At 65.4% G+C, this 23,961-nt stretch carries 28 protein-coding genes and 1 pseudogene; 9 read left to right on the forward strand and 20 right to left on the reverse strand.

The window, feature by feature from the left end; all coding sequences use genetic code 11:
• Positions 1-163: 163 nt before the first annotated feature.
• On the forward strand, positions 164-1,624 hold the full coding sequence (locus BST27_RS25505) for an aminotransferase class I/II-fold pyridoxal phosphate-dependent enzyme (protein WP_069422242.1): 1,461 nt from the start codon (positions 164-166) through the stop codon (positions 1,622-1,624).
• On the opposite strand, the gene BST27_RS25510 is transcribed toward BST27_RS25505, so the two are convergent.
• The gene (locus tag BST27_RS25510) at positions 1,621-1,992 is read right to left on the reverse strand and encodes a MerR family transcriptional regulator (protein ID WP_069422241.1); all 372 of its coding nucleotides are present in this window, start codon (positions 1,990-1,992) and stop codon (positions 1,621-1,623) included. The two genes, BST27_RS25505 and BST27_RS25510, sit on opposite strands and share 4 nt — an antisense overlap.
• Before the next feature lie 142 nt (positions 1,993-2,134).
• On the opposite strand from BST27_RS25510, the gene BST27_RS25515 reads away from it, so the two are divergent.
• Both BST27_RS25515 and BST27_RS25520 read left to right on the forward strand, forming a co-directional pair.
• Positions 2,135-2,617, forward strand: a complete 483-nt coding sequence (locus BST27_RS25515) for an Hsp20/alpha crystallin family protein (RefSeq protein WP_069422248.1) — start codon at positions 2,135-2,137, stop codon at positions 2,615-2,617.
• 310 nt (positions 2,618-2,927) lie between these two features.
• Positions 2,928-3,620: a PAS and ANTAR domain-containing protein gene (locus BST27_RS25520; RefSeq protein WP_069422240.1), complete on the forward strand. Its 693-nt coding sequence runs from the start codon at positions 2,928-2,930 to the stop codon at positions 3,618-3,620.
• 25 nt (positions 3,621-3,645) lie between these two features.
• On the opposite strand, the gene BST27_RS25525 is transcribed toward BST27_RS25520, so the two are convergent.
• The 4 genes from BST27_RS25525 to BST27_RS25540 form a co-directional block, all read right to left on the reverse strand.
• Entirely contained in the window at positions 3,646-3,831 is a 186-nt protein-coding gene (locus tag BST27_RS25525) for a hypothetical protein (protein WP_069422239.1), read from the reverse strand.
• Between the two features lie 71 nt (positions 3,832-3,902).
• Positions 3,903-4,802, reverse strand: a complete 900-nt coding sequence (locus BST27_RS25530) for a universal stress protein (protein ID WP_069422238.1) — start codon at positions 4,800-4,802, stop codon at positions 3,903-3,905.
• Positions 4,803-4,828: 26 nt separating this feature from the next.
• A complete protein-coding gene (gene fdxA / locus BST27_RS25535; protein ID WP_069422237.1) occupies positions 4,829-5,173 on the reverse strand; it encodes a ferredoxin in 345 nt (114 codons plus the stop codon).
• Between the two features lie 140 nt (positions 5,174-5,313).
• Entirely contained in the window at positions 5,314-6,195 is an 882-nt protein-coding gene (locus BST27_RS25540) for a universal stress protein (RefSeq protein WP_069422236.1), read from the reverse strand.
• A 272-nt stretch (positions 6,196-6,467) separates the two neighbouring features.
• Here BST27_RS25540 and BST27_RS32615 point away from each other — a divergent pair, with 272 nt between their 5' ends.
• Positions 6,468-6,725: a cold-shock protein gene (locus tag BST27_RS32615; RefSeq protein WP_079220114.1), complete on the forward strand. Its 258-nt coding sequence runs from the start codon at positions 6,468-6,470 to the stop codon at positions 6,723-6,725.
• Here the strand turns inward: BST27_RS32615 and BST27_RS25550 are convergent.
• From BST27_RS25550 to BST27_RS25575, 6 genes are all read right to left on the reverse strand, one after another.
• On the reverse strand, positions 6,722-6,988 hold the full coding sequence (locus BST27_RS25550) for an anti-sigma factor (protein WP_069422235.1): 267 nt from the start codon (positions 6,986-6,988) through the stop codon (positions 6,722-6,724). The genes BST27_RS32615 and BST27_RS25550 overlap by 4 nt on opposite strands.
• Positions 6,985-7,596, reverse strand: a complete 612-nt coding sequence (locus BST27_RS25555) for an RNA polymerase sigma factor (RefSeq protein WP_372515527.1) — start codon at positions 7,594-7,596, stop codon at positions 6,985-6,987. Before BST27_RS25555 ends, BST27_RS25550 begins: the two co-directional genes overlap by 4 nt.
• Before the next feature lie 24 nt (positions 7,597-7,620).
• Entirely contained in the window at positions 7,621-8,688 is a 1,068-nt protein-coding gene (locus BST27_RS25560) for an acyl-CoA dehydrogenase family protein (protein ID WP_069422233.1), read from the reverse strand.
• Positions 8,689-8,727: 39 nt separating this feature from the next.
• Positions 8,728-9,252, reverse strand: coding sequence for an OsmC family protein (locus tag BST27_RS25565; RefSeq protein ID WP_069422232.1), 525 nt, complete (start codon positions 9,250-9,252; stop codon positions 8,728-8,730).
• Positions 9,253-9,369: 117 nt separating this feature from the next.
• The gene (locus tag BST27_RS25570) at positions 9,370-10,206 is read right to left on the reverse strand and encodes a DUF3097 domain-containing protein (protein ID WP_069422231.1); all 837 of its coding nucleotides are present in this window, start codon (positions 10,204-10,206) and stop codon (positions 9,370-9,372) included.
• Positions 10,207-10,310: 104 nt separating this feature from the next.
• On the reverse strand, positions 10,311-10,688 hold the full coding sequence (locus BST27_RS25575; RefSeq protein WP_069422246.1) for an ATPase: 378 nt from the start codon (positions 10,686-10,688) through the stop codon (positions 10,311-10,313).
• 279 nt (positions 10,689-10,967) lie between these two features.
• Here BST27_RS25575 and BST27_RS25580 point away from each other — a divergent pair, with 279 nt between their 5' ends.
• A complete protein-coding gene (locus BST27_RS25580) occupies positions 10,968-11,585 on the forward strand; it encodes a TetR/AcrR family transcriptional regulator (RefSeq protein WP_170062365.1) in 618 nt (205 codons plus the stop codon).
• Between the two features lie 12 nt (positions 11,586-11,597).
• On the opposite strand, the pseudogene BST27_RS34070 reads toward BST27_RS25580, so the two are convergent.
• Both BST27_RS34070 and BST27_RS25585 read right to left on the reverse strand, forming a co-directional pair.
• Positions 11,598-11,720: pseudogene (locus BST27_RS34070) on the reverse strand (sugar ABC transporter ATP-binding protein); the annotation flags it as partial.
• Between the two features lie 11 nt (positions 11,721-11,731).
• A complete protein-coding gene (locus BST27_RS25585; RefSeq protein WP_069422229.1) occupies positions 11,732-12,625 on the reverse strand; it encodes a sigma-70 family RNA polymerase sigma factor in 894 nt (297 codons plus the stop codon).
• An 88-nt stretch (positions 12,626-12,713) separates the two neighbouring features.
• Here BST27_RS25585 and BST27_RS25590 point away from each other — a divergent pair, with 88 nt between their 5' ends.
• On the forward strand, positions 12,714-13,082 hold the full coding sequence (locus tag BST27_RS25590) for a DoxX family protein (RefSeq protein WP_069422228.1): 369 nt from the start codon (positions 12,714-12,716) through the stop codon (positions 13,080-13,082).
• Here BST27_RS25590 and BST27_RS25595 read toward each other — a convergent pair.
• Together BST27_RS25595 and pncA are read right to left on the reverse strand one after the other, a co-directional pair.
• The gene (locus tag BST27_RS25595; RefSeq protein WP_069422227.1) at positions 13,054-13,851 is read right to left on the reverse strand and encodes a nuclear transport factor 2 family protein; all 798 of its coding nucleotides are present in this window, start codon (positions 13,849-13,851) and stop codon (positions 13,054-13,056) included. The genes BST27_RS25590 and BST27_RS25595 overlap by 29 nt on opposite strands.
• Positions 13,851-14,411, reverse strand: a complete 561-nt coding sequence (gene pncA / locus BST27_RS25600; protein ID WP_069422226.1) for a pyrazinamidase PncA — start codon at positions 14,409-14,411, stop codon at positions 13,851-13,853. The genes BST27_RS25595 and pncA overlap by 1 nt, the downstream gene beginning before the upstream one ends.
• A gap of 71 nt (positions 14,412-14,482) precedes the next feature.
• On the opposite strand from pncA, the gene BST27_RS25605 reads away from it, so the two are divergent.
• A complete protein-coding gene (locus BST27_RS25605) occupies positions 14,483-15,463 on the forward strand; it encodes a DoxX family protein (protein WP_069422225.1) in 981 nt (326 codons plus the stop codon).
• On the opposite strand, the gene BST27_RS25610 is transcribed toward BST27_RS25605, so the two are convergent.
• The 3 genes from BST27_RS25610 to BST27_RS25620 are packed head-to-tail and all read right to left on the reverse strand — an operon-like array spanning position 15,429 to position 19,443.
• Positions 15,429-15,947 carry a gluconokinase gene (locus BST27_RS25610; RefSeq protein WP_069422224.1) on the reverse strand — a complete coding sequence of 173 codons (519 nt, stop codon included), beginning with the start codon at positions 15,945-15,947 and terminating at the stop codon, positions 15,429-15,431. The two genes, BST27_RS25605 and BST27_RS25610, sit on opposite strands and share 35 nt — an antisense overlap.
• Positions 15,929-17,932: a DUF7064 domain-containing protein gene (locus BST27_RS25615; protein ID WP_069422245.1), complete on the reverse strand. Its 2,004-nt coding sequence runs from the start codon at positions 17,930-17,932 to the stop codon at positions 15,929-15,931. Before BST27_RS25615 ends, BST27_RS25610 begins: the two co-directional genes overlap by 19 nt.
• Positions 17,933-17,937: 5 nt before the next feature.
• Entirely contained in the window at positions 17,938-19,443 is a 1,506-nt protein-coding gene (locus BST27_RS25620; RefSeq protein WP_069422223.1) for a carboxylesterase/lipase family protein, read from the reverse strand.
• A gap of 79 nt (positions 19,444-19,522) precedes the next feature.
• On the opposite strand from BST27_RS25620, the gene BST27_RS25625 reads away from it, so the two are divergent.
• Entirely contained in the window at positions 19,523-20,206 is a 684-nt protein-coding gene (locus BST27_RS25625; protein WP_069422222.1) for a hypothetical protein, read from the forward strand.
• 3 nt (positions 20,207-20,209) lie between these two features.
• Here the strand turns inward: BST27_RS25625 and BST27_RS25630 are convergent, their stop codons facing one another.
• Entirely contained in the window at positions 20,210-21,169 is a 960-nt protein-coding gene (locus BST27_RS25630) for an SDR family NAD(P)-dependent oxidoreductase (RefSeq protein WP_083148673.1), read from the reverse strand.
• Positions 21,166-22,383: a cytochrome P450 gene (locus BST27_RS25635; RefSeq protein ID WP_079220316.1), complete on the reverse strand. Its 1,218-nt coding sequence runs from the start codon at positions 22,381-22,383 to the stop codon at positions 21,166-21,168. The genes BST27_RS25630 and BST27_RS25635 overlap by 4 nt, the downstream gene beginning before the upstream one ends.
• Positions 22,384-22,487: 104 nt before the next feature.
• Here BST27_RS25635 and BST27_RS25640 point away from each other — a divergent pair, with 104 nt between their 5' ends.
• Positions 22,488-23,114: a TetR/AcrR family transcriptional regulator gene (locus BST27_RS25640; RefSeq protein WP_069422221.1), complete on the forward strand. Its 627-nt coding sequence runs from the start codon at positions 22,488-22,490 to the stop codon at positions 23,112-23,114.
• The last annotated feature ends 847 nt before the right edge of the window (positions 23,115-23,961 follow it).

The raw sequence follows: 23,961 nt of genomic DNA on the forward strand, positions 1-23,961 counted from the left end.
CCCACCGCTGACTGGTCAACGAAGCGGCGGCCGCAACGACGGTTGTGGCCGCCGCGTCACCCTGCCCCGTGACAAAATGATTGCCATATCAGCGTGACGTCGACGCCCGGGAAGAGCGACAAACCCAGCGGTTGCGCCGGCGAGCGTGGGGTATTCGTCCGCCATGGACCAGTCGCAAGCGCCCCTGCTCGATGCGCTCTCCGACTATCACCACAGCAACCGGTACGGGTTCACACCGCCGGGGCACCGCCAGGGCGCCGGCACCGACGCCCGAGTCCTCGCGGTGATGGGTAAGGACCCGTTCCGCAACGACCTGCTGGCCACCAACGGACTCGACGATCGTCGGTCCAGCGGAAAGTATCTGGCGCGTGCCGAGGAACTGATGGCCGACGCCGTCGGCGCCGATACGGCGTTCTTTTCCACCTGCGGCAGCTCGCTTTCGGTCAAGGCAGCCATGATGGCCGTGGCAGGCTGTGCGCAGGGTGGCCTGCTGGTCGCGCGGGACAGCCACAAGTCGATCGTGGCGGGATTGATCTTTTCCGGCGTGCAGCCGCACTGGATCACCCCACGCTGGGACAGCGAACACCACTTCTCCCACCCGCCGTCACCGGCCCAGGTGAAAACCGCCTGGGAGCAGCATCCCGATGCGGCCGGCGCGCTGATCGTCAGCCCGAGCCCGTACGGCACCTGCGCCGACATCGAGGCCATCGCTGACGTGTGTCACCAACGCGGCAAGCCGCTGATCGTCGACGAGGCATGGGGCGCCCACCTGCCCTTCCACCAAGACCTGCCGACCTGGGCGATGGACGCTGGAGCCGACGTGTGTGTGGTGAGCGTCCACAAGATGGGTGCCGGATTCGAGCAAGGCTCGGTGTTTCACCTGCAGGGCGACCTGGTGGACCCCGACCTGCTGTCTTCGTGTGCCGACCTGCTGATGACCACCAGCCCCAACGTGATGGTGTACGCCGCCCTGGACGGTTGGCGCCGCCAGATGGTCGAGCATGGTCACGATCTGCTCAGCGCCGAACTGGAACTGGCCGGCCGATTGCGACAGAGACTTGCCGAGATACCCGACATCTTCGTCCTCGAAGACGAGTTGCTGGGTAAGGAGGCGTCCTGCGACCTCGACGTGACGCAGGTGCTGATGGATGTCGCGGATACCGGCACATCGGGATACCAAGCCGCGGATTGGCTACGCGACCACTGCCAGCTCGACCTGGGACTCAGCGATCATCGCCGGATTCTGGCCACCATGTCCTTCGCCGACAACGCGGAGACCACCGATCGGCTGCACACCGCGATGGCCCGATGGCGCGAAGCGGCACGAGGGTTCGAGCGGCCACCGGCGATCCAGCTGCCTGCACCGTCCGAACTGCAGCTAGAGACAGTGCAATTGCCCCGGGATGCGTTCTTTGGTCCTACCGAGATGGTGGCGGCGGGCAAAGCCGGCGGGCGCGTCGCCGCGGAGCAGATCACGCCGTACCCGCCGGGCATTCCCGCCGTCGTACCCGGCGAACGCCTCACCGACGGCGTTGTCGACTACCTGCGATCAGGTGTGGAGGCGGGTATGACACTGCCCGACCCGGCCGATCCTCAAGCCGAATACTTCCGGGTGGTCGCCTAGCTACGCGATCTGTCCTCGGACTGCGGCTTCGGCTTCTTCGCCTTGTTGCGCAGGCTGCGGTTGGTGGACCGCAAGTACGAATTTGCCGCGGCAAGCGCGGCGTTGTCGTCTTCAAGATTGAGAATGCGCGCGATCCCGGCCAGGTTGATGCCCGCATCGACGAGGGCACTGATGCGTTCCAGCCGCGCTATGTCGTCGGCACTGTAGCGCCGCGTTCCGCCCTCGCTACGGGCCGGGGCCAGCAACCCGTGGCGCTCATACAGTCGCAACGACTGCACGGGTATGCCGGAAAGTTCGGACGCAACCGAGATCCCATACACGCCACGATCGGTCGGCGGCGAACCGTTACCGCCAGGGCGACCGACCATCAGGGAACCTCCTCGACTAACCACACAGGAAAATCATTTACCACACTTGCGTTCTCCTGTCGACATTGATATATAAAATCTATGTCGAAAGACATAGGAACCCTTACCCCAAGATGCGAGATTGGAGAGAAAGGTGACCGCCATGCTGATGCGTACTGACCCGTTCCGCGAACTCGACCGCTTTGCGCAACAAGTCTTCGGCACAGCGGCTCGTCCCGCCGTGATGCCGATGGATGCGTGGCGTGAAGGAGACAAGTTCGTCGTCGAATTCGACCTGCCCGGGATCAACGCCGACTCGCTGGACATCGACATCGAGCGCAACGTGGTGACCGTGAAGGCCGAACGGCCCGGTCTCGACCCGAACCGCGAGATGCTGGCCACGGAACGTCCCCGTGGCGTGTTCAGCCGCCAGCTGGTGCTCGGCGACAACCTCGACACCGACAAAATCGAAGCGACCTACCGGGAAGGCGTGTTGCGCCTGCACATTCCGGTGGCCGAGCGGGCCAAGCCGCGCAAGATTTCGGTCAACCGCGGCGATGGGCACCACCAGGTGATCGAGCACGAGGACGTGCAGCCCAAGGTGATCGAGCAAGAGGAGTCGCAGCGCGAGATGGTCAACGCCTGACTCAGCTAGCCGGCGGCGACCGCGAGCCGGTGTCTCGCACCGGCAGCGGTTGCCGCCGGTGGGACCAGGCCAACCAACGTATACACGCCTTCGACCAGCACGAATGACGACGCGCCTGGGTTGTCGGGTCGTTTAGACCGGCACTCTCATGACGCGCTATCTTGAAACGTCCTAGGCGTTAAGCCCCAGCGCCGCAAACTGACGGATCCGGCGATTTCCGCCCTCTCGTCTGTCGCGCACCGCGCCGTCGGTGCACGTCGAGGGCGTCAGTCGCGTCCAGTGAACTTGAGTCGAGGAGGCGTGGTCAGCGATGACCTGGAATCTCGATGGCCAGGCTGCCGACGTCGAACAAGCGTTGGCCGGCGGTGCGCCACAGCGGGTGGGGTCATTCCGTTTCTACTTCGAGGACCAACGGTGGGAATGGTCCGACCAGGTCCAGCAAATGCACGGCTATGAGCCCGGCAGCGTCACACCCACCACCGAGTTGGTGCTTTCGCACAAGCACCCCGACGACCGCGGTCAGGTCGCGGCCACCATCGACGACATCTTGCACAACCGCAAGGCGTTCAGCACCCGCCATCGGATCGTCGACAAGGCCGGGAAGGAACACCACGTCGTGGTGGTCGGCGATCGGCTGTGCGACGACGACGGCGCGGTCATCGGGACGCACGGCTTCTACGTCGATGTCACGCCAGCTGACCACGAAATGCCCGACGAGGTGGTCACCGCAAAGCTCGCCGAGATCGCCGAGAACCGCGCCGCGATCGAGCAAGCCAAGGGCATGCTGATGCTGGTCTACGACCTCGACGACGCAGCCGCATTCAACCTACTCAAGTGGTTGTCGCAGGACGCCAACGTCAAACTCCGCCGACTGGCGGAACAAATCCGATCGGAATTCCGGGCGGCCGGACCGAGTCTTACGTCACAAGCCGAATTCGACCAGCTGCTGCTGGCTGCCCGCGATCGCGCCAGGCGCTCTGTAGGCGCCACGAAGACGCGCTAACCGGGGGTTAACAGCGACAGCGCGCTCAGCTGGGCGCGCTGTCGCTGTTTTCGAAGAAGGCCCATTCGCCGTCGTCGTTGACCTCCAGCCGCCAACCCAATTCTTTGTCCGCGACGGCATCGACGAACCAGGCGTGCGCGTCCTCGGCACTCTCGATCTCTTTGGTAGCGACGACTTCACCGCGTGGGTCAATAACTCTGAACTCAGCCATGCGACTTGGTTAACCCCTCATGTCGCCTTTCAATCATTCCCAGGCGCCAGTGGCGGGCCGCTCGGCTGTGCTCAGGCCGTCCGCGCGACGATGACCGGCATCCGGCAGGAGTGCGCCACGGCATTGCTTACCGAGCCCAACAGGGTACCCATGATGGCACCGCGACCACGGCTGCCGACGACGGTGAGCTGGGCGGCTTCCGACCGCTCGACCAGTTGACGGGCGGGACGATCGCATACGACCACGCGGCAAACCCGCACGTCCGGATACTGCTCCTGCCAGCCGGCCAGCCGTTCGGCGAGACTGCGCTCGGCCTCGGACTTCACCGCCTCCCAGTCCAGGCCGGGCAGCTCGACCACCTCCAGGTCGCTCCAGGCGTGCAGCGCAATCAGTTCGACTCCGCGCCGCGAAGCCTCGTCAAACGCCACCGCGGTGGCGACCTCCGACGCCGGCGAGCCATCTATCCCGAGCAGGACGGGCGCGCGCTGCGGGTTCGGCATCAGGGGGTCCTCGTCCCGGATGATCGCGACCGGACAACTCGCCCGTCGCACCAGGCTGGAGCTGACCGAACCCAGCAGGGCACGCGCCACGGCGCCCCGACCGGTACCGCCGACCACCATCAGCTCTGCATCACTTGACATTTCGACCATCGCCGGCACCGGAGCGGCAAAGACGATCTCGCTCTTGATGACGAGCTTGCGGTCGGTCGGGACGGCCTCTTCGGCCAGCTTGATCGCGGCGGCGACGACTTTGCGGCCCTCGTCTTCCTGCCAAACTCCCCAGCTGTCCGGGAATGGCATCGGCGGCCAGGTGGCCACGTCGGTAGGCACCACATGCACCACGGTGAGCGGCACGTTGCGCATGGCCGCCGAGCGGGCGGCCCAGACCACTGCCGCGTTCGAGGCGGGCGAACCGTCAACCCCCGCCACAATGCCAAGCCGTTTGTCGGAATGGTATCCGGTCGTGGACATTTCGCTACCTTCTTCTGTTTTCCAGGTTAACCCGCGTTAGGCGGCATGGCGGCGATCAGAGGTGTGTCGACGCCAACTCGGCCCACGTTCGAGTATCCGCCCGGATCCCCCAACGGCTCGGTGCGTCCGGGCAGGATTTCGCTGAAGAATGCGGCATTGTCCGCGAGGTGCTCGCGCTGATCTTCCGGCAGATCCTCTTCCCAGTAGATTGCGCCGACGCGGCATTCCAGCCGGCAAGCGCCGCAGTCGACGCACTCGTTTGGGTTGATGTACATCGTGCGAGCGCCTTCGTAAATGCAATCAACGGGGCAAAGCTGCACGCAGGATTTCTCGGCAACGTCTACGCATTCTCGTCCGATCACATAGGTCATGAGACCAAGCTATAAAGCCCCGGGGTGCGATCGCGCCGTCCGAAAGCCCTCAGCCGAAGGGACTAAAGTCCCCCTCTTGCGAGCGGATGTGAAATCCCCTAAAACCACGGTTTAAGTGGGCTTTTGCGCCTGTTCCTGGGTTAGCTGCGGACGACGATGACCGGCACCTTGGCAGACTGTGCGACGGCGGAACTCACCGAACCCAGCAGCATGCCGGGAAATCCTCCCCGGCCGTGGCTGCCGAGAACTACCAGTTGCGCGTCGTCGGACTGCTCGATCAGCCACTTGCTCGGGGTGTCGCAAACCAGCGATTCCCGCACGTGGACATCCGGGTAGCGCTCTTTCCACGGCGCCAACTTCTCGGCGAGAACCTCCTGACCCTTGCTTTCGCGGTCGTGCCAGTCCATCCCGAGGATCGGGAAAACCCCGACGTCGCTCCACGCATGCAGGGCCACCAGGTCGACGCCACGGCGAGACGCCTCCTCAAACGCCAGGGCGGTCGCGGCGTCTGAGGCCGGCGAACCGTCGATACCCACGAGCACGGGCGCGTTGGCGTCCGGAACCGAACCCTCGTCGCCATGGATTACCGCAACCGGGCAATGGGCGTGGTGCAGCAGGGCAGAGCTGACCGAACCCAGCAGCGCGCGCCCTATTGCTCCCATCCCCTGGCTTCCCACCACGAGCAGCGACGCCCGCTTGGAGGCATCGATGAGGGTGGGTACGGCGTTGGCGTAGACGAGCTCGGTGCGCACTTGCGGCGGGTCGGATTGACCGGCGCTCCGGGTGACTACCCGGCGTGCTTGTTCGATGACCCGCTCGGCATTGTCCTTCTGCCAGCCAGGCATTTCGTCGTAGAGTTGCCCAACCGGCCAGCCGACCACCACGGGGGTGACGGCGTGCAGCAGGGTGAGCGGGCTTTGCCGCAGGATGGCTTCGCGGGTCGCCCAGGCGATGGCCGCCTCTGCGGGCGACGACCCGTCCACGGCTACCAAAATCCCGTATTCGGGTGTGCCACTTGTCATTCCACGCTCCTCCTGCGGAACATAACGCTGCCGTGCCGGCGGGCTCCCACCAGACGCTATCGGACCCGCGCGGCGCCGCGGAAGGGACATTGGGCACCACCTCTGATCGCACCCTTGATCGCATCGTGACCACCAGCAGCCACAAAAGCCCACGACACGCCCCGCACAAAAGGGATTTTGCGGCTGCCCGCGGGACAATGGAAACCACAGTTCGGCTGCGGCGACGGCTAAGTCTGGTGTGTCGACCGAATATTCACGGGGAGGGCACGCAAATGGTCACTACCAATTCGTTTGATACCGCGACCTTGCCGGAGCCGACGCTGCCTCTCCGGTACGGCACCATCCGCTGGTTTGACGGCGAGCACGGTTACGGATTCGTGCAACCCGCCGACGACGGCCTGGATCTCTTCGTCGATGTCTCCGAGCTCGTCGATCCGCCGGCGGCGGGGCTCGAGCCCGGTCAACCGGTCAGCTATCACCTCGATGGCACCCGGCATTGGCCGACGGCGGTCTCAGTGCACGCGCTTTAGCGGCGGCCGTTGCGTAAACCGTCGATCGTGCGGATCACCCCGGCGACGTCCTCGTCGGTGAGCGTTTCGCCGTCGAAGACATGGTGCAGCAGGACCCGGAGATCGCGCATCTGTTGCAGATAGACCAGGCACGGTGGGCATTCGTCAAGGTGTTTGGCCACTATCGGGCCCCAGTGCTGGGGGTCGGAATCGATCAGATCGTCGACCAGACGGACGAAGTCGACGCAGTCGATGGCCGGGACGGTGTTGTCGTAAACGGTCATTGTCGGTACCGCTTTTCCAGTTCGTTTCGAAGGTTGCCTCGAGCCCGATACAACAACGCGCGCTGCGCCTGAGCCGACACTTCCATGACTTCGGCCGCCTCTTCGGCGGAGGCGCCGACGACGTCACGCAGAATGATCAGCTGCCGTTGGCGTACCGGCAGCGAATCCAATGCGGTTCGTAGGTATTCGACGAGTTCCCTTGCCACAGTTTGGTCTTCGGGCAGGAACCGCTTCGCAGGGGGAATGCTCCAGTGACCGGCGTCGGGGTGGCCGACGGGATGCATGCGTCCCGACAACGGGTCGGCGTCCTCGGTGGCCAGGACCTCGTGTGCGCGAATCCTGGACTCGTGACGTCGATGTCGCGAGACGGTGTTCTTGACGATTCCGAACAGCCAGGTGGCTACCGAAGACCGCCCTTCGAACGTGTCGGAGGACTTGAGCACCTGCACCCACGCCTCCTGTACCGCCTCTTCGGCCGCTACTGGGGAATTGACCAGCGTGCAAGCGAATTTCACCATCGGCAGGTGAAAGTCGCGGACCAGATTGGCCAATGGGATGCCACCGATCTGATGCTCGGTCGCCGAAGTCTCAGGGGTCTCGGACGTCACCATCGCGATGGGCCGAAGCCAGCGTTAGACGCATCGCCCAAGCTCCCAACGTAATTGGGCCTCGGAGGGCGACTGGACGGGAATGAACGCGGCCTCCCGATAGCGGCGGCTTGCCGGTGTCTTGCTCGCATAACCCTTCCCCCCAGCGGTCCGAATCTCCAAAGCTGCGCTGGCGCTGGCGATCTCGGCGGCAGCGAGTCGTAGCGACAACAACTGTTTCCGGTCAGGGGGCTGCGCTCCCCCGACGGCGTCGGCAGCGTCAGCCAGCACCGTCTCGGTCTCAGCGAGCCTTTCGACGAGCCTTTCGACCTCAGCGGCGAAGACCTCGTTCACCCCGGTTGCGCCAGCTTTCGCCTGCGTTATCGAGGTGCGCGCCAGCCCCAGGCACATAGCCGACTGCAGCACAAGGAAAGTCGGGCGGACGGCGCCCAGAAACCCTGCGAAATCGGTGGACAACACTTGCTCGTCGGGAACGAATGCGTCCGTCAGGTTCAGGTACGACGAGGCCGTGCTGTCCATGGCCAGCAGCTTGAAATGGTCACCCACCGTGACACCTGGGGTGGCCAGTGGAAGCGCCACGATGAGCTTGTCCCCGTCCTCCGTCCGTGCGCCCGTGACCAACAGGGAATCGTCGTAGAGGTTGCTGGCCCACCTGATCGGCCCGCTCAACGCAAACCCACCCGGAACACGCGACGCGACAAGTTCGAGGTTGCCGCAGCCCGCCAGGTCTTTGAACGCCGCCGCCATGCCCGTCACGCCCAGGTTGGTGCCGGCCAGCAGTGGCTGTGCGGCCGACCTGCTGAACGGCGTATCCGCGGTGAGCAGATATTCCAGCACCATGCGGTGGGCCCATACGGAAAACCCGGTGCTCATGCACTCCCCCGAGATGCGCCGGATGATCTCGGCCATCCGGGGAAGCGCGCCGTGAGCGTTTCGGGGCGCACCGACCCCCAACAGACCCGCGGCACCCAGACCCACGAAGCTGCGGCGCGACTTAAGCTCACCGCGATCCAAATCAGCTGCGTGGGCACGGATGTCGGGCAACAGCTCCGAATCGAGCGGACCGATCGCGGCGTCGACCGTCGCGGTCATGGGCACCCCCTCCTGTTCGGTGTGGTCGATGCTGGTCGGCTAGCCGATGGACAGAGTCGAATCGACGCTCGCCGGGCGGCGGAACGTGTTGACCACCGGTGACCAGGCAATTGCGTTGTCGTGAATCTCCTTGAGCGTTGCGTCGTCCGCGTCCCCGGCCAGGGTCACCTTGCAGCGGACTGCGGTGATACCGAGCGTTTTGTCGGCCGGGGTGTCACCTACCCCCCAGACCGCCGAGATATCGATGTCCCCTTCCATCTCAACCTCGATCTTGGTCAACGTCACGCCGCGATGCGTCGCGTTGGCCAGCAAGCCCACCGAAATGCACGATCCCAGCGCGGCCAGAGTGACCTCGGACGGGTTGGGTGCGGAGTCGTCGCCGAGCAGTGCGGGCGGTTCGCCGACCAGCATCGGCGCGAGGTCGCGCACGTAGGTCATATTGCGGAACCCGGACTCGCAGACCGTCTTGGCCCGCAGGGTCTTCTTGCCCGTGCTGGGGTCGGCCTTTGCGTTGCACGACAAGCGGTCAAGGCCCTCGGCGTCGATGACAAGCGCGTCGGTCATGGACTTCCTCCGTTTCGTTGCGGCAGTGCTCCATACAGGTCGTCACATGGTTAGTGCCTGCAACGCCGCGGATGTGACGGGTGATGTGCGCCACAGGGCGCGCCAAGTGCCGAGTCGCTACGCGGCAGGTTGCGTGACGAAGTCGATGAGTTCTTCGACCCGGCCGATCAACGCGGGTTCCAGATCGTTCCAGTCCCGCACCCGGCCCCGGATCCGCTGCCAGGCCCGGGCGATATCGGCCTGATTGCCGTGCGGCCAGCCCAGCGCATCGCACACACCGTGCTTCCAGTCGACGTGCCGCGGCACCGTCGGCCACGCCGAAAGTCCAAGCCGGTCCGGCTTCACGGCCTGCCAGATGTCGATGTACGGGTGCCCGACGACCAGAGTGTGGGCACCGCCGGGTCCGCGGCGCACGGCGTCGGCAATGCGCGCCTCTTTGGATCCGGGGACTAGGTGGTCGACCAGGACACCAAGCCGGGAACCGGGCCCAGGCTTGAATTCGGCGACGATGTCCACCAGGTCGTCGACTCCCCCGAGGTGTTCGACCACCACACCCTCGATGCGCAGATCCTCACCCCAGACCTGGGCGACGAGTTCGGCGTCGTGGCGTCCCTCGACGTAGATCCGGCTGGCGCGGGCCACCCGCGCCCGCACCCCCGCTACCGCGACCGAACCGGACGCCGTCCGCTTCTTGGCGGCGGGCGCCGGGCGGCGCGGCGGAGTCAAGATCACCGGCTGGCCATCGAGCAAAAAACCAGGGCCCAACGGGAATCCGCGGGTGCGGCCATGGCGGTCTTCCAGGTCGACGCGGCCGTACTCGACGCGGACCACGGCGCCCACGTAGCCGGTCTGCGCGTCCTCCACCACCATGCCGAGCTCAACGGGATGTTCGACCGAGCGCGGCTTGCGGCGCCCTCCACCGGCCAGCACGTCGGTTCCATAGCGGTCAATCACCCGGCAATACTAGGCAGCCCCTGTCGAGATGACCGCGGCGGCACGCCGGGCGAGCCGTCGAAAATGGTTGCGCCGGAGTGATTTACGCGGGACAGCCGGGGCCGTCAGCGCCTGGCGATCTTCTTCACGATGTTTACGGCATCGCGAAGCGCGTCCTCGGTAGCGGTCAGCGGTGAAAGCACGGACTCAACCAGGCCGACGATACGTTCCACGCGATGCACGGTCGCCTCCATCCGGTCGACGACAGCGTCCATACGCGGTGCTAGCGCGTCGATCTTGGTGATGGTGTCGTTGAACCGAACCATCGTGTCGTCGAGGTTCTCGAGCGAAACGTTCATGCCCTCGAGCGTGGTGCTGAGACCCTCGAGGAGCGCCTCCACTTGCTCGACGCGGACGTCGACATTGAGCGCGGCCTGGGTCAGGGTCTTGATGCGTTCCCGTCCGGTGCGCGGACGCGGTGAGCCCCCGGAGTTGTCCGTCACGCTGCCCAGTATGCGACGGCGATAGCAGGACGGGCACAGCTTGGTCCATTTGCAAACCCAGAATGCGCCGCCCATGCCCCGCACAGAAGGACGAGAATGTACTCAAGAGCTTGGCGCGATCAGGAACACCCGGGCCAGCAACCCCTTCGGGTGCTCGCCAATCCGGCGCCGTGAGGTAATTTCAATCGAACACGCAGCTAAACCGCATAATGAATTTATCCTTGGTACAACTGTATCGTGAGTTGTATCAGCACGGCCGACGCACATAGGGGCAAATTGGTGAGTGCAAGTACATTTACGATTTATCGGACGCTGGACGCGCGTCAGCTCGAGGTGCGTAAGCGGCTGCTCAGCGCCGCGCGGGAACTGATTCGCGAAAACGGCCACGAGTCGGTGGCCATGGAGTCGATCGCGACAACGGCCGGTGTGTCGAGGGCGACCGCGTACCGCTATTTTGCATCCAAGGAACATGTGGTGTGCGAGGCGGCGCTGGACTGGGGCCAGGAAGTCGCCGCGCGCATCCCGGACGTCATCGCCGCCGCCGCGTCAGATCCAGTCGCGGCGATGGACGGAGCCATCGAGCAGATTGTGCGGGAGGCCGCGACAGACCTGGCCATGATTCGCGCCACGATGGCCTCGGTGCTGGCATTGGGGCCGGTCGCAGACCAGTTCCGCTTGAATGTGCGCGAGATGTTTCTGAACCTGTTGGGGGGCGCCATAGGCGGGTGGCGCGAGGTACCGGAATCATTGACTCTCGATCCGTCATTGACCGTGCTCGGACGGGTCTTTCTCGCCGACATGGTCCTGCTCGGCGTTGGTGACATCACGATCGACCAATGCATCGAGGAACTCAGGCTGGCCGCGCAGCGCCTGTTGATCGGTCCAGCCAACGGTTGATTGCCGAACCGTTCGACCGATCGCGGACGCCATCGCTACCCGCTGACGTTGCCCACCGGACAGGTCCTTGGGCTTGCGATTCAGATTTGGCTGCAAATCAAGGATTTTCGGCGCGCTCTGCACCCGCTTACAGATCTGGCGATTGGCTACGGCGTACCCGGCGACAAGCTCAGGACATGCTCGCGCAGGCGGTCGGGATCGCCCACGATGTCGATCTCGCGAATGCGGTGGTCGTCGCCGATGCTGATCCGCAGCAGCGCCTGCACACGTCCGCCCGGTGCGATCACGATGCCCGGCGACCCGTCGATGAGCAGCACGGTACCCAAGCGCGCCCGCTGGACGAATTGCCGTGTCTCTTCTGCCACCTGGCGCGCGCCGCGCACTTCGGTGGGGACGTTCGCCGGCACCAGCACCGGGTCCACCCGCCGCACCACGTCGGGAGCAAGCAATTCCAGCAATGCGTCGATGTCACCCCCGCGCGATGCCGCCAGGAACGCCTCGACGAGCTTGGTGTGCTCGGCCGTGCGCGCGGCCGACGAAGCGGAATCCGGTTGTAGCCGATCCCGGGCCCGGCTGGCCAGTTTCTTGGCGGCGACGGGCGAGCGGCCCAACAGCTCTCCGATCGTCTCGAACGGCACCGCGAAGACGTCGTGCAGGACAAACGCGACGCGTTGCGCCGGCGAGAGGCGATCTAGAACCACCATGAGGGCCCTGCTGACCGAGTCCGCCAGCAGCACCTCCTCGTCGGCGGCGGCAGAAACCATCTGATCCAGATCTTCGGACTCGATCAGTGGTCGTTCGGCACGTCGGCGACGACTGCGCAGCTGGTCGAGCGCCTCGTGCGCCGTGATCGTGGTGAGCCATCCGGTCAGGTTCTGCACTGCGCCGAAGTCTGATCCGCTCGCTTTCAGCCAGGCCGATTGCACGGCGTCTTCGGCATCCGGCACCGAACCGAGGAGATGAAAGGCCACCGAACGCAGGTGCCGGCGATCGGCGTCGAACCGTTGCGCGAGTCCCGTCAGATCCGTCGTGGCATTCATGGGGGTCACCTTTCCTGGTCTGGCGTCGTCAAAGAGATGACCGGATTCTCAGACGCACTACCGCAAAGGAGGCCTGACCATGACTCTAATGCAGACCACGTACCTCGTGGTCATACTGACCACCGCGATCGTCACCGCGGGCATCGCCGTGCCCGACTTCATCCCAGCCCAATTCGTGCTCGCCAACTCGGCACGAGTGGGGGTGTCCCGTTCCTGGCTGCCGACGCTTGGAGCCCTGAAGCTCGCCGGAGCGGTCGGCCTGCTCGTCGGGGTGCTCGGGTTGCCGCTCATCGGGATCTCGGCCGCGGTGGGGCTGGTCCTCTATTTCATCGGCGCGGTCATGGTGCACATCAGGGCGCGCGTCTTCTCCAACATTGCCTTCCCCGGCGCTTACCTGGCGTTGTCGATCGCGTCGCTGGCACTGGCGATCATGCAGGGAAGTACCGGACTCGGCTGATCTGGTCGCCGCTTCTTGCGACATCGGCGAACAACAAGCCACGCCCGTGATCGGTGGCCAGCGAGGCTGCGACGGTGGGGCCCGCCCCAATCAGCTTGCGACAGCGGGCCCCCCGCAGCTGCTCGACGAATTCGCTGATGTCGAGCACTTCCTCCTCACCCAAAGTGATTGTGGCACCGGGTGATAGCGTGCTCAGCGCGGTGCCCTTGTCGCGCGCGGCGGCCGTATAGATCAATTTTTCGACCAATTTCTTGTGCCGCTTGCCCGCCCGCCGGAAGCCGGCGACGAAGCCCGCGGTGCCGCTCAGCCCCTGGTTGCCCAGCAAGCTCTTGGACAGTTGCAGACCGGGCGAGAGCGCGCGCGGTCCGCAACGCAGGAACTTGACCATCATCGCGGGCAATTCCCAGTACGCCCGCATTCGGGCAATTTTCCACTCGCCGTTGACGTCTCGGAGGTCATAACGCAGCAGTGCGGGGATGGACACCGTCACGCCGGACCCCATCGAGACTTCGAGCTCGACGTCGCGCAGCACGGTCTGGCCGGAGACGATGTCGAGGTCGCGGTGGAACGTGATGTCGCGCGGCGCGATGAAGGTGTCGAAGAACCGACCGATCTGGTCGGTCCCCACGTGCGGGCGCGACCCGACTGGGTCTTCCACTTGGCCGTCGCTGGTGAACAGGCCCACCCAGCCGGCGCGGTCGTGCGCGCCCACTGCCTGAGGCGATCGTTCGACTGCGGCCAGTAAGTCGGCCCGGTTCGGTGCAACCATCAACGCCCTCCACTCAACTCGATACCTGCCCTTCGCATTTCGTCCAGCGCCCGCGCCGTCGACTCCGCGGAAATGCCGGCCGTCAAATCCAGCAGCACCCTGGTGGCCAAGCCGGCGCCGACGGCGTCCTCGGCCGTGCGGCGCACGCAGTAATCGGTGGCAAGACCGGCCACGTCAACCTCGTCGACCTCCCGCTGTCGCAGCCAATGCAGCAGTGGGGTGCCGTGCTCGTCCACCCCTTCGAAGCCGCTGTAGGCCGCCGTGTAGGCGCCCTTGAGGAATACCGCTTCGAATCGGCTCGTATCCAGGTCAGGTGGGAAATCGGCGCCCGCGCTGCCCGCGCGGCAATGCGGCGGCCACGACGACGCAAAGTCGGGGCGAGGCGAGAAATGGTCGTCCGGGTCGATGTGAAAGTCCTTGGCGGCGACGATGTGGTGGTAGCCGTGGTCCTTCGACAAATACTCGCTGATCGCTCGAGCGACGTCGTGACCGCCGGTCACCGGGAGGGAGCCGCCTTCGCAGAAATCGTTTTGGACGTCGACGATCAGCAACGCTCGCACGCACTCCACCCTAGCTCCGGATCGGCAACTGGCTGGTTTGTGCACTGGATACCCGGGGAACTCCCCCGACCATGTTGATCCGCAGAATCGCCCGACCCATGCTGTCAGCGGTGTTCATCAGCCAAGGTGTGGACTCGTTGCTCAATCCCAAACCGGCGGCCGAGGCCGCCAAACCCACGGTGGTGGGTTTGCAGTCCCTGCCGGAGCCGGTCAGCAGCCACATTCCGCCAGATGCCGAGCAGTTCGCTCAGATCAATGCGGCCGTGCAGATCGGCGGCGGGCTGTTGCTCGCCACCGGTCGACTCCCACGCGTCGCGTCGGCCGCGCTCGCGCTGACCGTCATTCCGGGAAATCTTGGCGCACACATGTTTTGGAACGAAGCAGACCCGGAACGCAAGCGGGAGAAGCGGCGCGAGTTCATCACCGATGTGAGCCTGCTGGGCGGGCTTATCATCGCCGCCGCCGACACCGGCGGCAAACCCTCGTTGGGCTGGCGAGGACGTCGGGCCGCCGAGCGACTTTCCGAGCGAGTGTCCGGGGCATTGCCGGGATCATCACACGACGCGTTGCTCGATGCCGAACTGGCCGACCGGATCGTGCACAGCTTGCATGTCGGCGCCGAACGCGGGCGAGAACTGGCCAGCACCGCGGCCGAGAAGAGCGCGCCGTATGCCGAAGCCGCCCTCGAGCGGGGACGCGAATTGGCCAATGTGGCGGCCGAAAGGAGCGCTCCCATTGCGAAGAAGGCGCGCAGGCGCGGTCGCGAGCTGGCGATTACGGCGGCCGAGCGCACGGCGCCGCTGGCGGAGGAAGCCCGCAAGCGCAGCGAGAAGTTCGCCAGCACCGCCCGGGTACGCGGCGTGGAACTCGCCGAAACGGCACGTCACCGCGGCAGCCATCTCGCCGACACCGCAGCCGCGCGTGGCAGCGAACTCGCCGATCGAGCCGCGGCGCGTGGCAGCGAGCTCGCCTACACGGCGCGCGACCGGTTCGACGACCAACTCGCCGACCTCAACCTCAACGGTCGTCGGAAGCGTTGGTGGCGTTCCTGACGAACGCGTCGACCACCGCCTGAACATCCTGGTCCCCGTTGAGGTCGACGACGGCACCGCGCTCGTCGGCACCCAGGGGTTCCAGCGCGTCGAACTGTGAGCTCACCAGGCTGGCCGGCATGAAGTGGCCGGTCCTTTCCGCCACGCGGTGACGAATCAGTTCCTGCGAACCATTGAGGTGTAGGAACGCGACGTATTTGCAGTGCCGCCGCAACTGATCGCGATATCGGCGTTTCAGCGCCGAGCAGCTGGCCACGCCTCCGTCACGGTGGTCCGCCAGCCATTGCCCGACCCGCTCTAGCCACGGGTAGCGGTCGTCGTCGGTCAGGGCCGCACCGCTCGTCATCTTGTCGATGTTGGCTTGTGGATGCAGATCGTCGCCGTCGAGGAACGGAACCCCCAAGCGTTTCGCCAGGGCCTCTCCGACGGTTGACTTGCCCGAACCGGATACGCCCATCACGACGACTACAGGTTGCGGTTCCATTCCATCCAGCCCACCCCGGCACGGCCGTCCGCGGTGCCGATACTGACCCAGGCGCGCGGGAACTGACTCACTCGCCCGTCGAGCGCATCCAGCCGCACGGGGGCCTGCCCGCGCACCTCGATGTTGGCGAGGATGTCACCCGGCTGCAGCGCCAGCGTCGCGCTGCGCGGTAATCCGTTGTCGTCGAACACATTTTGAATGTCCACCTGTTGCAGTTCGGTCACCGTCCCGGCGGCGTCCTGAAGGTAACCGATGCTGATCGCGGGGGTATTCGGAATGCGCAGACTCAAGCCGTGTATGTGCGTTCCGTCGTCGAGATGCAGCGCGCTCCACATCCAGTCCATGCTCCACCAGTCGCGCACTCCCCAGGAGTGATCGCGTTGTCCGGGAACCGAATCGAATTGATAGCGAGCGGCGGTCGGTCCGGTCCCCACCGTTACCTCACCCGAGACGAGGCACGGGATCTCGTAGCGCGTGGTCACTCGATACCGGTACGGGGTTCCGTCGGTGGTCCACACCAGATCCAGTGCCAGCTCGATGGGATCACCCGGTTCCCCGCGCAGCAGCGCCGAGGGGTCGGCGTAGGCCTGACCCCTTCCGCGCACCTGGACCCGGTAGGTATGCAACGGCGCACTGGCCGAGTGTGCGAACTCGACGGCGTCGGTACGCAGCGCCCAAGGGTCGTCGGGAAGCGGAACCTCGACGTCGACCACGGCGACCGTCGGATGATCGGGTCCGCAGAACAACGCATGAAACCACGCCGTGTGCTGGTTCGGTATCAAACCGAGCCGGAACCAACCACCCAATCCCTGTGCAGCATCGGCGAAGTCGGCATACCAGCTTTCGCTCCACAACGGTTCGTTGCCGGCGGCGTGCGCCAGTTCGTCCTCGTCCGATGGGCGCAGCGGCGCGGGCGAGGTGGGGTTCGGAAGCGTCGTCAACGCGTCGGTGTCCAACGCATGATCGCAGTGGCGTTGCAGCATCGTCATGAACATGCGGTCGCCCCGCTCGGTCTGCACCACCAGCATCGACGAGACGATCGCCATCATGACGCCGAAAAAGCTTTGCCGACGCACACCTTCGACCACCTCGGCCAGGCTGATCGGCGCATTGGGACCAAGCGCCCGGTGATATGCCGCCAGGAGGTTGTCGTAGTGCGCCCGGCGGTCCGGCGTCGGCAGAGAACCGCCGAGGAAGTAGGCCAGGTCGATCAGCGCCGCGCCCCAGGAAACGGTCTGCCAGTCCACCACCGTCAGCGGGCGATCGGCTTCCGGCGTGCCGAACAGCATGTTGTCCAACCGGTAATCGCCGTGCACCAGGCCCTGGATGCCGGGATCCCGACCCGCATAGGCGTCGAACGCCGCGACCAGCCGTTCGCACACCTCTCGATGTTCGGGCGCGATCTGGTCGGCATAGCGTTCGAGGAAGCCGGCGTACAGCCCACTGATCATTGCCTGGTTGAGCGGCGAATCGCGGTTGAGCCACGGCGCGTCCGCCAGCGCGGCGTCGCCGAGCAACGGACCCTGCATCCGGCCCAGCTCGGTGACCGCCAAAATGGCTTGTTCGGCTGTGGCGCCCGCGATTTCGTCGCCAACGGTGGCCGGTCCGGCATCACCGAGCAGCAGGTCGAACACCCCGGTCGCGGTGTCGACGGCCGCGTGGTAGCAGGGCGCGATCGGTCCGGGCAGCCGCGGCGCGATGTCGCGGTAGAAACGAACCTCGCGTTCGTACAGACCCATGGCCAACCCGGTCTGCCGGCTCACCGGGTCGGTGGCGGCGACCTTGAGCACGACCGAGCCCGGTCGGGTGTGGTCCGCGTGGTCGTCGGCGTAGGTCAGCCGGATCCGGTAGCAGTCGCTCATCTGGCCGGTGCCGATGCGCTCGACGGCGAAGTCGGAGACGGTTCCCGCCCCGATGACGGAGGTCAGCCATGAGGTGGTCAGGTCGTCGGGTCGTTCTATCGCATGGTCGAGGGCTGGGTCCATGACCGTCAGCGTGCCAGGGAGAACCCGTCCCACGCCATCCTGCGGTGTTGGTGCGGATCGAACTCGACGCGGCACTTGTGGTCGAAAACCATCACGGCCCTGTCTGCCTGCGTGTATGCCGGCCAGTCCCCGCCCGGGACACCGGTTCGGCTGAACGCCCGCCAGCGCCGCTGCACCTCGTTGCTCACCCACAGTGCGGTGCGCCGGTCTGCGCCCACCGTCAACAACGCGCCCAACCGGGTGCGATAGATGTCGAAGACCGCGAACAGCTCGGTGGCGTGCGTGGCGCCGAAACCAGCCCAGCGCAGGGCGCGGGGAGCGTAGTCGTAGCGATACATGAACGTCGGCGCGTGCTGGCCGTGCGCTTCGGCGATTTGCCAGGCCGCGACGCCGAAGGCGAAATCGCCGCCGAGTTGGATGCATGCCTCCGGCTTGGGGTAATTGGGGTAAGCGGCCGTAATACGATCGCGCACCTCGGGTTCCAGGTCCGCGAACAACTCCTCGACCATCGTTTTGTTGGTCGGCAACATGCCCAGGAAGCGAGTGAACAGGCGTCCCTCTTCGGCGTTGCTTCCGACGATGAGCGGCACCCGGTGGGCCTTGCCCGATCGCATCGCATCCACGGGATCCATGGGCAGATAGTCGTCACCGAACATGGGCCCCAGGGGGAAGGCCCCCAGCCGATTTTGCATGCCCTGGTCGATCAGGCGATGTTGAGTTTCCACCAGTTGCGCCGCCGATGCCCGCATCAGCACACTGGCCGCATCCTGGGTGCGGGCACCCAGCAGGTGCGCAAAGCGCCGCGCGAACTCCGCCGCGGTCTCCGCCGAACGCGTCATGCCCGCCGCTGGACTTTCCGAAATCGCCCGCGCGAACAGCCCTTTCGCGGCGGGCACCGCCAGCAGGGTGGCGGTGATGTGCGCCCCGGCGCTTTCGCCGAAGATGGTGACGTTGTCCGGGTCACCGCCGAAATTGGCGATGTTGTCCCGCACCCACCGCAGCGCCAACACCAGATCGCGCAGATACAGGTTGCTGTCGATTCGGATCTCCGGCGTCGACAGCGAGGACAGGTCCAGACAGCCGAGCGCCCCGAAGCGGTAGTTGACCGACACGTAGACACAACCGCGGCGGGCGAGTGCCGCGCCGTCGTAGATGGGGGTGGCTGAGCTGCCCATCATGTACCCGCCGCCGTGGATGAAGACCATGACCGGCAGCGGCTCGTCGGCCGGGCTCTGCGGGGTCACGACGTTGAGGGTGAGGCAGTCTTCGCCCATCGGCTGGTACTTGCCCGGGGCCAGCATGGTGTATCGCTTTAGTTGTGGAGCGCAGTTGCCGAAACCGTGGCAGTAGCGCACCCCCGACCAGGGCTGCACGGGCTGCGGGGCACGCAGGCGTAATGGCCCCACCGGCGGCTTGGCATAGGGGATGGATCGCCAGCGGTTGACCCCGTCGCGCGTGAAGCCTTCGATGGTTCCGGCGGTGGTGCGTGCGCGAATGGTTCGCTCATGCATATAGCGACGGTAACGGACACTATGGACGTAGTGCGCGCTGAGCGCCCGAATTTCGGCGCGTGGCGGCTAGCCTGAGGAAATGCGAAAAGCCGTGCTGCTGGCTGTGTCGTTGCTGATAGCCGGGTGCTCGCAGACCGGCAGCGACCAGCCGGCGGGTCCCCCGACCAGCTCCGCGCCGAGTTCGACGATCACCAAGATTCCATCGGTCAGCAACCCACCGGCGGCAGCGCCCGCACCGACCGCAGGGGCGCCGATTTCGGCGGTGATCGCATGGATCGAGGCAGGTCATCCCGCCGATCCGGCCCGCTATCACAGCGCGACGCGCGACGGCGCCACCACTCCGCTCGGCAACGACATCGCGTTTTCCGCGGCCGGAGCTTCGGTGGTCTGCATGACCGACTCGAAACACACCGACGGCGCGTTGTCCTGCCTGGTCAAGCTGACCAACCCGCCTCCTCCCCCGCCGACTGCCTACGGGGAATGGAAGGGCGGTTGGGTCGACTTCGACGGCACCAACTTGCGGGTCGGGGCGGCTCGCGGGGACCCCGGACCGTTCGTCAGCGGCAACGGCCCCGAACTGGCCGGCGGGGACTCGTTGGCGTTCGGCGATTTCCGGTGCCGCGCCGACCAAGCCGGTGCGGTCTGCGTGAACTATGCCCATCAGTCGGCTGCTCGTCTGGTTCCTGCGGGGATCGAACAGTTCGGATGCCTGCGCTCGGTCCCGCCGCCCGATGGCGTCGGCACAGCGTTCAGCTGTCAATGATCGTCAGTTGTCCATGATCGTCGCGAAGAGCTCGCCCATCTCGTCGGCCGGGCCGTTGGGAACGGTGTAGCGGGCCTCGTCGCGGATCTCGTCGAGGTGGTCGCGCACATCCTCGACGGACAGGGCAGGGTGGTAGAAACCTCGGGTCCGGCCAATGAAGAAGCGTGCGACATGCCCGGCGCCCACCGTGTAGATCTCGCCGGAGACCGGGCAGTCCGGGTGCGTAAGGAAGGCCGCCACCGGCGCCACAAGTGCCGGGTCCAGCTTCCGAAGGTATTGATTGGCAAGATCATCCAGTATCGCCTGCGCAGTCGGGTCGTACGCTGGGACGGCGCTTTCCAGGGACTGCGCCAACATGCGCGTGTAGGCGATTGGGGCGATGGCATTGACCTTGATGTTGCGGTCGGCGCCCTCGGCGGCGAGCACGCGGGTGAGACCGATCAGCCCAGTCTTGGCGGCGCCGTAGTTGCTCATGTTGACCGCACCCAGTATTCCGGCGGCCGAGCAGGTGTTGAGTATGCGGCCGTAGCGCTGCTCGCGCATCACCCGCCACGCCGGCCGGGTGACATGGAAGGCTCCCCTCAGGTGCACATCCAGGAGCGGCTCGAATCGATCGGCCGTCATGTCCTCGAATGGGGCGTCGCCGACGATGCCGGCGTTGTTGATCAGGATGTCGATTCGCCCCCAGGCGGTGAGCGCGGCATCGATGATCGCTTGGCCGCCTTCGGGATTCGTCACACTATGGGTGTCCGCTACGGCTTCACCACCCTGGTCTTGGATTTCCTTGGTGACGGCATGTGCCGCCTCGCTGTTGGCGCCTTCGCCGGTAACGGATCCGCCGATGTCGTTGACCACGACCCGGGCACCGCGCGACGCCAGCAGCAGCGCGTACTCCCTGCCCAAGCCGCCACCGGCGCCGGTGATGACGGCGACTTGCCCGTCGAACCGCAGTTCGTTGCTCACCAGCTGACCGGGAGCTCTTTCATACCGTAGATGTCGGATTCCTTGAAGCGCAACGCATCCGGTGATACGGCCAACTGGAGCCCGGGCAGGCGTCGGGCCAGCGTGGCGAAGGCGACCTGCATCTCGACGCGGGCCAGATTGGCTCCGATGCACTGGTGGACTCCGTAGCCGAAGCCCAAGTGGCCGCGGTTGTTTCGATCTAGGTTCAGGGTTTCGGGACTGTCGGTGAATTCGGCGTCCCAGTTTCCGGCGGGCAGGTTCATCACGACGGAGTCCCCGGCTTTGATCAACTGTCCACCGAGCACGAAGTCCTCGGTCGCGATCCTATCCACCTGGCTGTGCACGATGGTCAGATAGCGCATCAGTTCTTCGACGATGTTGGCGACCACCGTGCTGTCGTCGGTTTGGCCCAGCCGTGCGTACACATCGGGATTCTCTAGTAGCGCGACCGTTCCGAGCGCAATCATGTTGGCCGTGGTTTCGTGGCCGGCCTGCATCATGATCACGCTGCTCATCGCCGCCGTCTCGTTGTCGAGCTGACCGGTCGCGATGTAGTCGGTGGCCAGCCGACTGATCATGTCGTCCCCGGGCTCGCGCACTTTGCGTTCGACCAGTTCGTGGATGTAGGCGAACATGACCCCGAACGCGGCGCCCTTCTCCTCGTCGGTGGTTTTGGAATCCAGACCGACAGTGGTGTGGTGCTGGAAAAGCCCGAGGTCTTCCGGCGGCACCCCGAGCAACAGCGCGATTACCATCGACGGTACGGGCAACGCGAACTCACGAACCAGATCGGCCGGCGGCCCGTTGCTGATCATCTCGTCCAGGTAGTGGTCGACCATCTCCTGGATCTGCGGGCGCATGGCTTCGGTTCGTCGGAAGGTGAAGTTGGTGGTCAACATTCGCCGCAACCGATGGTGTTCGGGGTCGTCGGCGCGGGCGAACATGATCGGCGGCGGTTTGTCACCCGAGCCGGGCGGCTTGACGATGGCGGGAATCGTGTCCGCGGACAGTCGCGGATCGACCAACGCCGCCCTGATGTCGTGGTAGCGGCTCACCATCCACGCGGGCTTTCCGTGGTACATCACGCGCTGCAGACCCGGTTCCGCACGCCAGGCGGTGAATTCGGGTGGCGGCTGCAACGGGCAGTGCGCGGGACGCGGGATGGGGACGACCGGCAGATCGGTGTCCGAGCGGAAATCGGAAGTTGTTGACATCAGCACCGTTTCCGTAAGTGTCAGTTATCTGTCAGTTACGCTGAAGCCTAGACTTCGGCTAATTGGCAGTCAACGATCGGTTAAACGGTCAAATAGGGGCAACGATGACGGCGATTGAGGATCGACCGTTGCGAGCCGATGCGGCCCGCAACGTCGACCGCATCGTGCGCGCCGCCCGCGACGTCTACCGCGAACTGGGTCCCGACGCGCCGATCGAGGCCATCGCCCGCCGCGCCGGCGTCGGCGAACGCACCCTCTACCGCAGATTTCCCACCAAGGCCGATTTGGTCAGGGCCACATTGGAAAGCATCGCCGTCGGTCTCGCCCCGACGATCGAGGATGCCCGTCGCGCCGCCGACCCACTGGACGGCATCGCCCGGCTGCTCGAAGCGGCGATATCGCTTGCATCGCGGGAACATAACCTGCTGACCGCGGCCCACCAGGCCGGCTCACTGTCGATGGACGTTTCGGCTGAGCTTGATGACGCGCTCGCCGAGCTTGCCCGCCGCGGGCAAGAGGCCGGCCTCGTTCGCACCGATCTGGTCGCCGACGATCTGCCACGTTTGATCGCGATGCTGCACAGCGTGCTGTGGACGATGGAACCGGGCAGCGACGGCTGGCGACGTTATCTCACTTTGGTTTTGGATGCGATATCCACGCGTCCTTCGCAGCCGTTGCCTCCGGCGCCACCGTTTCGGTATGACACCGAATCGAGCGGTTGGCCGTTGTAATAGGTCTTGTGGCCGGCGGCCGGCGGTTACCCGACCGCGCCGGGATCGCTCTGCGCGTCGGGCCAATCTATGGGCACCAAACTGGTTTTGCCACCGCACTATTCGTGAAGCTGCGTTGGACTCGCCCACAAACATGGCTGCGATCCGATCGAGTCCGTCGGCGTTGCCGACAACGACGGCGGTCGGGGCCGCCGGGGAAGGCGGCCCAATCGTTGGAGACGCGCCGGTTACCCGAGCGTGCCGGGTGGACCGAACAGCGTTCCGCCCTTGCCGGGAGTTCCGTTGGGCCGGTTGGCCGCTGGGGGACCCTCTACCGGCGCGACCGCCTATCCCGGCGTTTCCGCCATCACCTCCCTGGCCGTTACTGCCCAAGGAGACTCCATCTCCACGCTGACCGCCGTCTCCACCGCTTCCCCCGGCGCCACAACCGCCCCCTGCGGTGCCGCCATCGAAACCAGTTCCGCCTGTTCACCTACCCAGAGCGGATGCCGGAACATACGGACTGGCAATAAACTTCGCTTGACCCAGTCGGCACTCGCCGCCCGAACTCAAATATCCCGGCGTTATTGCGTAGCTGAATCCCCCGCGATGAAAAACCTACGCGCACAGCGCGAGTCGGATGTCGAGCGCATCGATCAAACTTGTCGGTGCTCGTCCATACAATCACAAGTATGATCCGATCCAAGGCCCAGTTGTCGATGTTCGACCCCGAGCCCGCGACGTCGGATGCTGCGTTGTCGGAGCGGGTGGTGCCCGAGGAGGCGTTGGCGTGGCTGGATGAGAACCTGACGCGCCGGGAGGCATTGACCAACACGACCGCTGAGACCACGAGGTGGCTGGACCGCAC

The organism is Mycobacterium intermedium (assembly GCF_002086275.1).
Classification (GTDB): domain Bacteria; phylum Actinomycetota; class Actinomycetes; order Mycobacteriales; family Mycobacteriaceae; genus Mycobacterium; species Mycobacterium intermedium.

Excerpts from the sequence above, each read along its gene's own strand:
- fdxA (WP_069422237.1), bottom strand. The coding sequence starts at position 5,173 with ATGACCTATGTGATCGGACGAGAATGCGTAGACGTTGCCGAGAAATCC.
- BST27_RS25510 (WP_069422241.1), bottom strand. The coding sequence starts at position 1,992 with ATGGTCGGTCGCCCTGGCGGTAACGGTTCGCCGCCGACCGATCGTGGC.
- BST27_RS25560 (WP_069422233.1), bottom strand. The coding sequence starts at position 8,688 with ATGACCGCGACGGTCGACGCCGCGATCGGTCCGCTCGATTCGGAGCTG.
- BST27_RS25525 (WP_069422239.1), bottom strand. The coding sequence starts at position 3,831 with ATGGCTGAGTTCAGAGTTATTGACCCACGCGGTGAAGTCGTCGCTACC.
- BST27_RS25550 (WP_069422235.1), bottom strand. The coding sequence starts at position 6,988 with ATGACCGTTTACGACAACACCGTCCCGGCCATCGACTGCGTCGACTTC.
- BST27_RS25640 (WP_069422221.1), top strand. The coding sequence starts at position 22,488 with ATGACGGCGATTGAGGATCGACCGTTGCGAGCCGATGCGGCCCGCAAC.
- BST27_RS25585 (WP_069422229.1), bottom strand. The coding sequence starts at position 12,625 with ATGAATGCCACGACGGATCTGACGGGACTCGCGCAACGGTTCGACGCC.
- BST27_RS25615 (WP_069422245.1), bottom strand. The coding sequence starts at position 17,932 with ATGGACCCAGCCCTCGACCATGCGATAGAACGACCCGACGACCTGACC.
- BST27_RS25565 (WP_069422232.1), bottom strand. The coding sequence starts at position 9,252 with ATGACCGACGCGCTTGTCATCGACGCCGAGGGCCTTGACCGCTTGTCG.
- BST27_RS25625 (WP_069422222.1), top strand. The coding sequence starts at position 19,523 with ATGCGAAAAGCCGTGCTGCTGGCTGTGTCGTTGCTGATAGCCGGGTGC.
- BST27_RS32615 (WP_079220114.1), top strand. The coding sequence starts at position 6,468 with ATGGTCACTACCAATTCGTTTGATACCGCGACCTTGCCGGAGCCGACG.
- BST27_RS25515 (WP_069422248.1), top strand. The coding sequence starts at position 2,135 with ATGCTGATGCGTACTGACCCGTTCCGCGAACTCGACCGCTTTGCGCAA.
- BST27_RS25635 (WP_079220316.1), bottom strand. The coding sequence starts at position 22,383 with ATGTCAACAACTTCCGATTTCCGCTCGGACACCGATCTGCCGGTCGTC.
- BST27_RS25620 (WP_069422223.1), bottom strand. The coding sequence starts at position 19,443 with ATGCATGAGCGAACCATTCGCGCACGCACCACCGCCGGAACCATCGAA.
- BST27_RS25505 (WP_069422242.1), top strand. The coding sequence starts at position 164 with ATGGACCAGTCGCAAGCGCCCCTGCTCGATGCGCTCTCCGACTATCAC.
- BST27_RS25520 (WP_069422240.1), top strand. The coding sequence starts at position 2,928 with ATGACCTGGAATCTCGATGGCCAGGCTGCCGACGTCGAACAAGCGTTG.
- BST27_RS25595 (WP_069422227.1), bottom strand. The coding sequence starts at position 13,851 with ATGGTTGCACCGAACCGGGCCGACTTACTGGCCGCAGTCGAACGATCG.
- BST27_RS25590 (WP_069422228.1), top strand. The coding sequence starts at position 12,714 with ATGCAGACCACGTACCTCGTGGTCATACTGACCACCGCGATCGTCACC.
- BST27_RS25605 (WP_069422225.1), top strand. The coding sequence starts at position 14,483 with ATGTTGATCCGCAGAATCGCCCGACCCATGCTGTCAGCGGTGTTCATC.
- BST27_RS25610 (WP_069422224.1), bottom strand. The coding sequence starts at position 15,947 with ATGGAACCGCAACCTGTAGTCGTCGTGATGGGCGTATCCGGTTCGGGC.
- BST27_RS25540 (WP_069422236.1), bottom strand. The coding sequence starts at position 6,195 with ATGACAAGTGGCACACCCGAATACGGGATTTTGGTAGCCGTGGACGGG.
- BST27_RS25530 (WP_069422238.1), bottom strand. The coding sequence starts at position 4,802 with ATGTCCACGACCGGATACCATTCCGACAAACGGCTTGGCATTGTGGCG.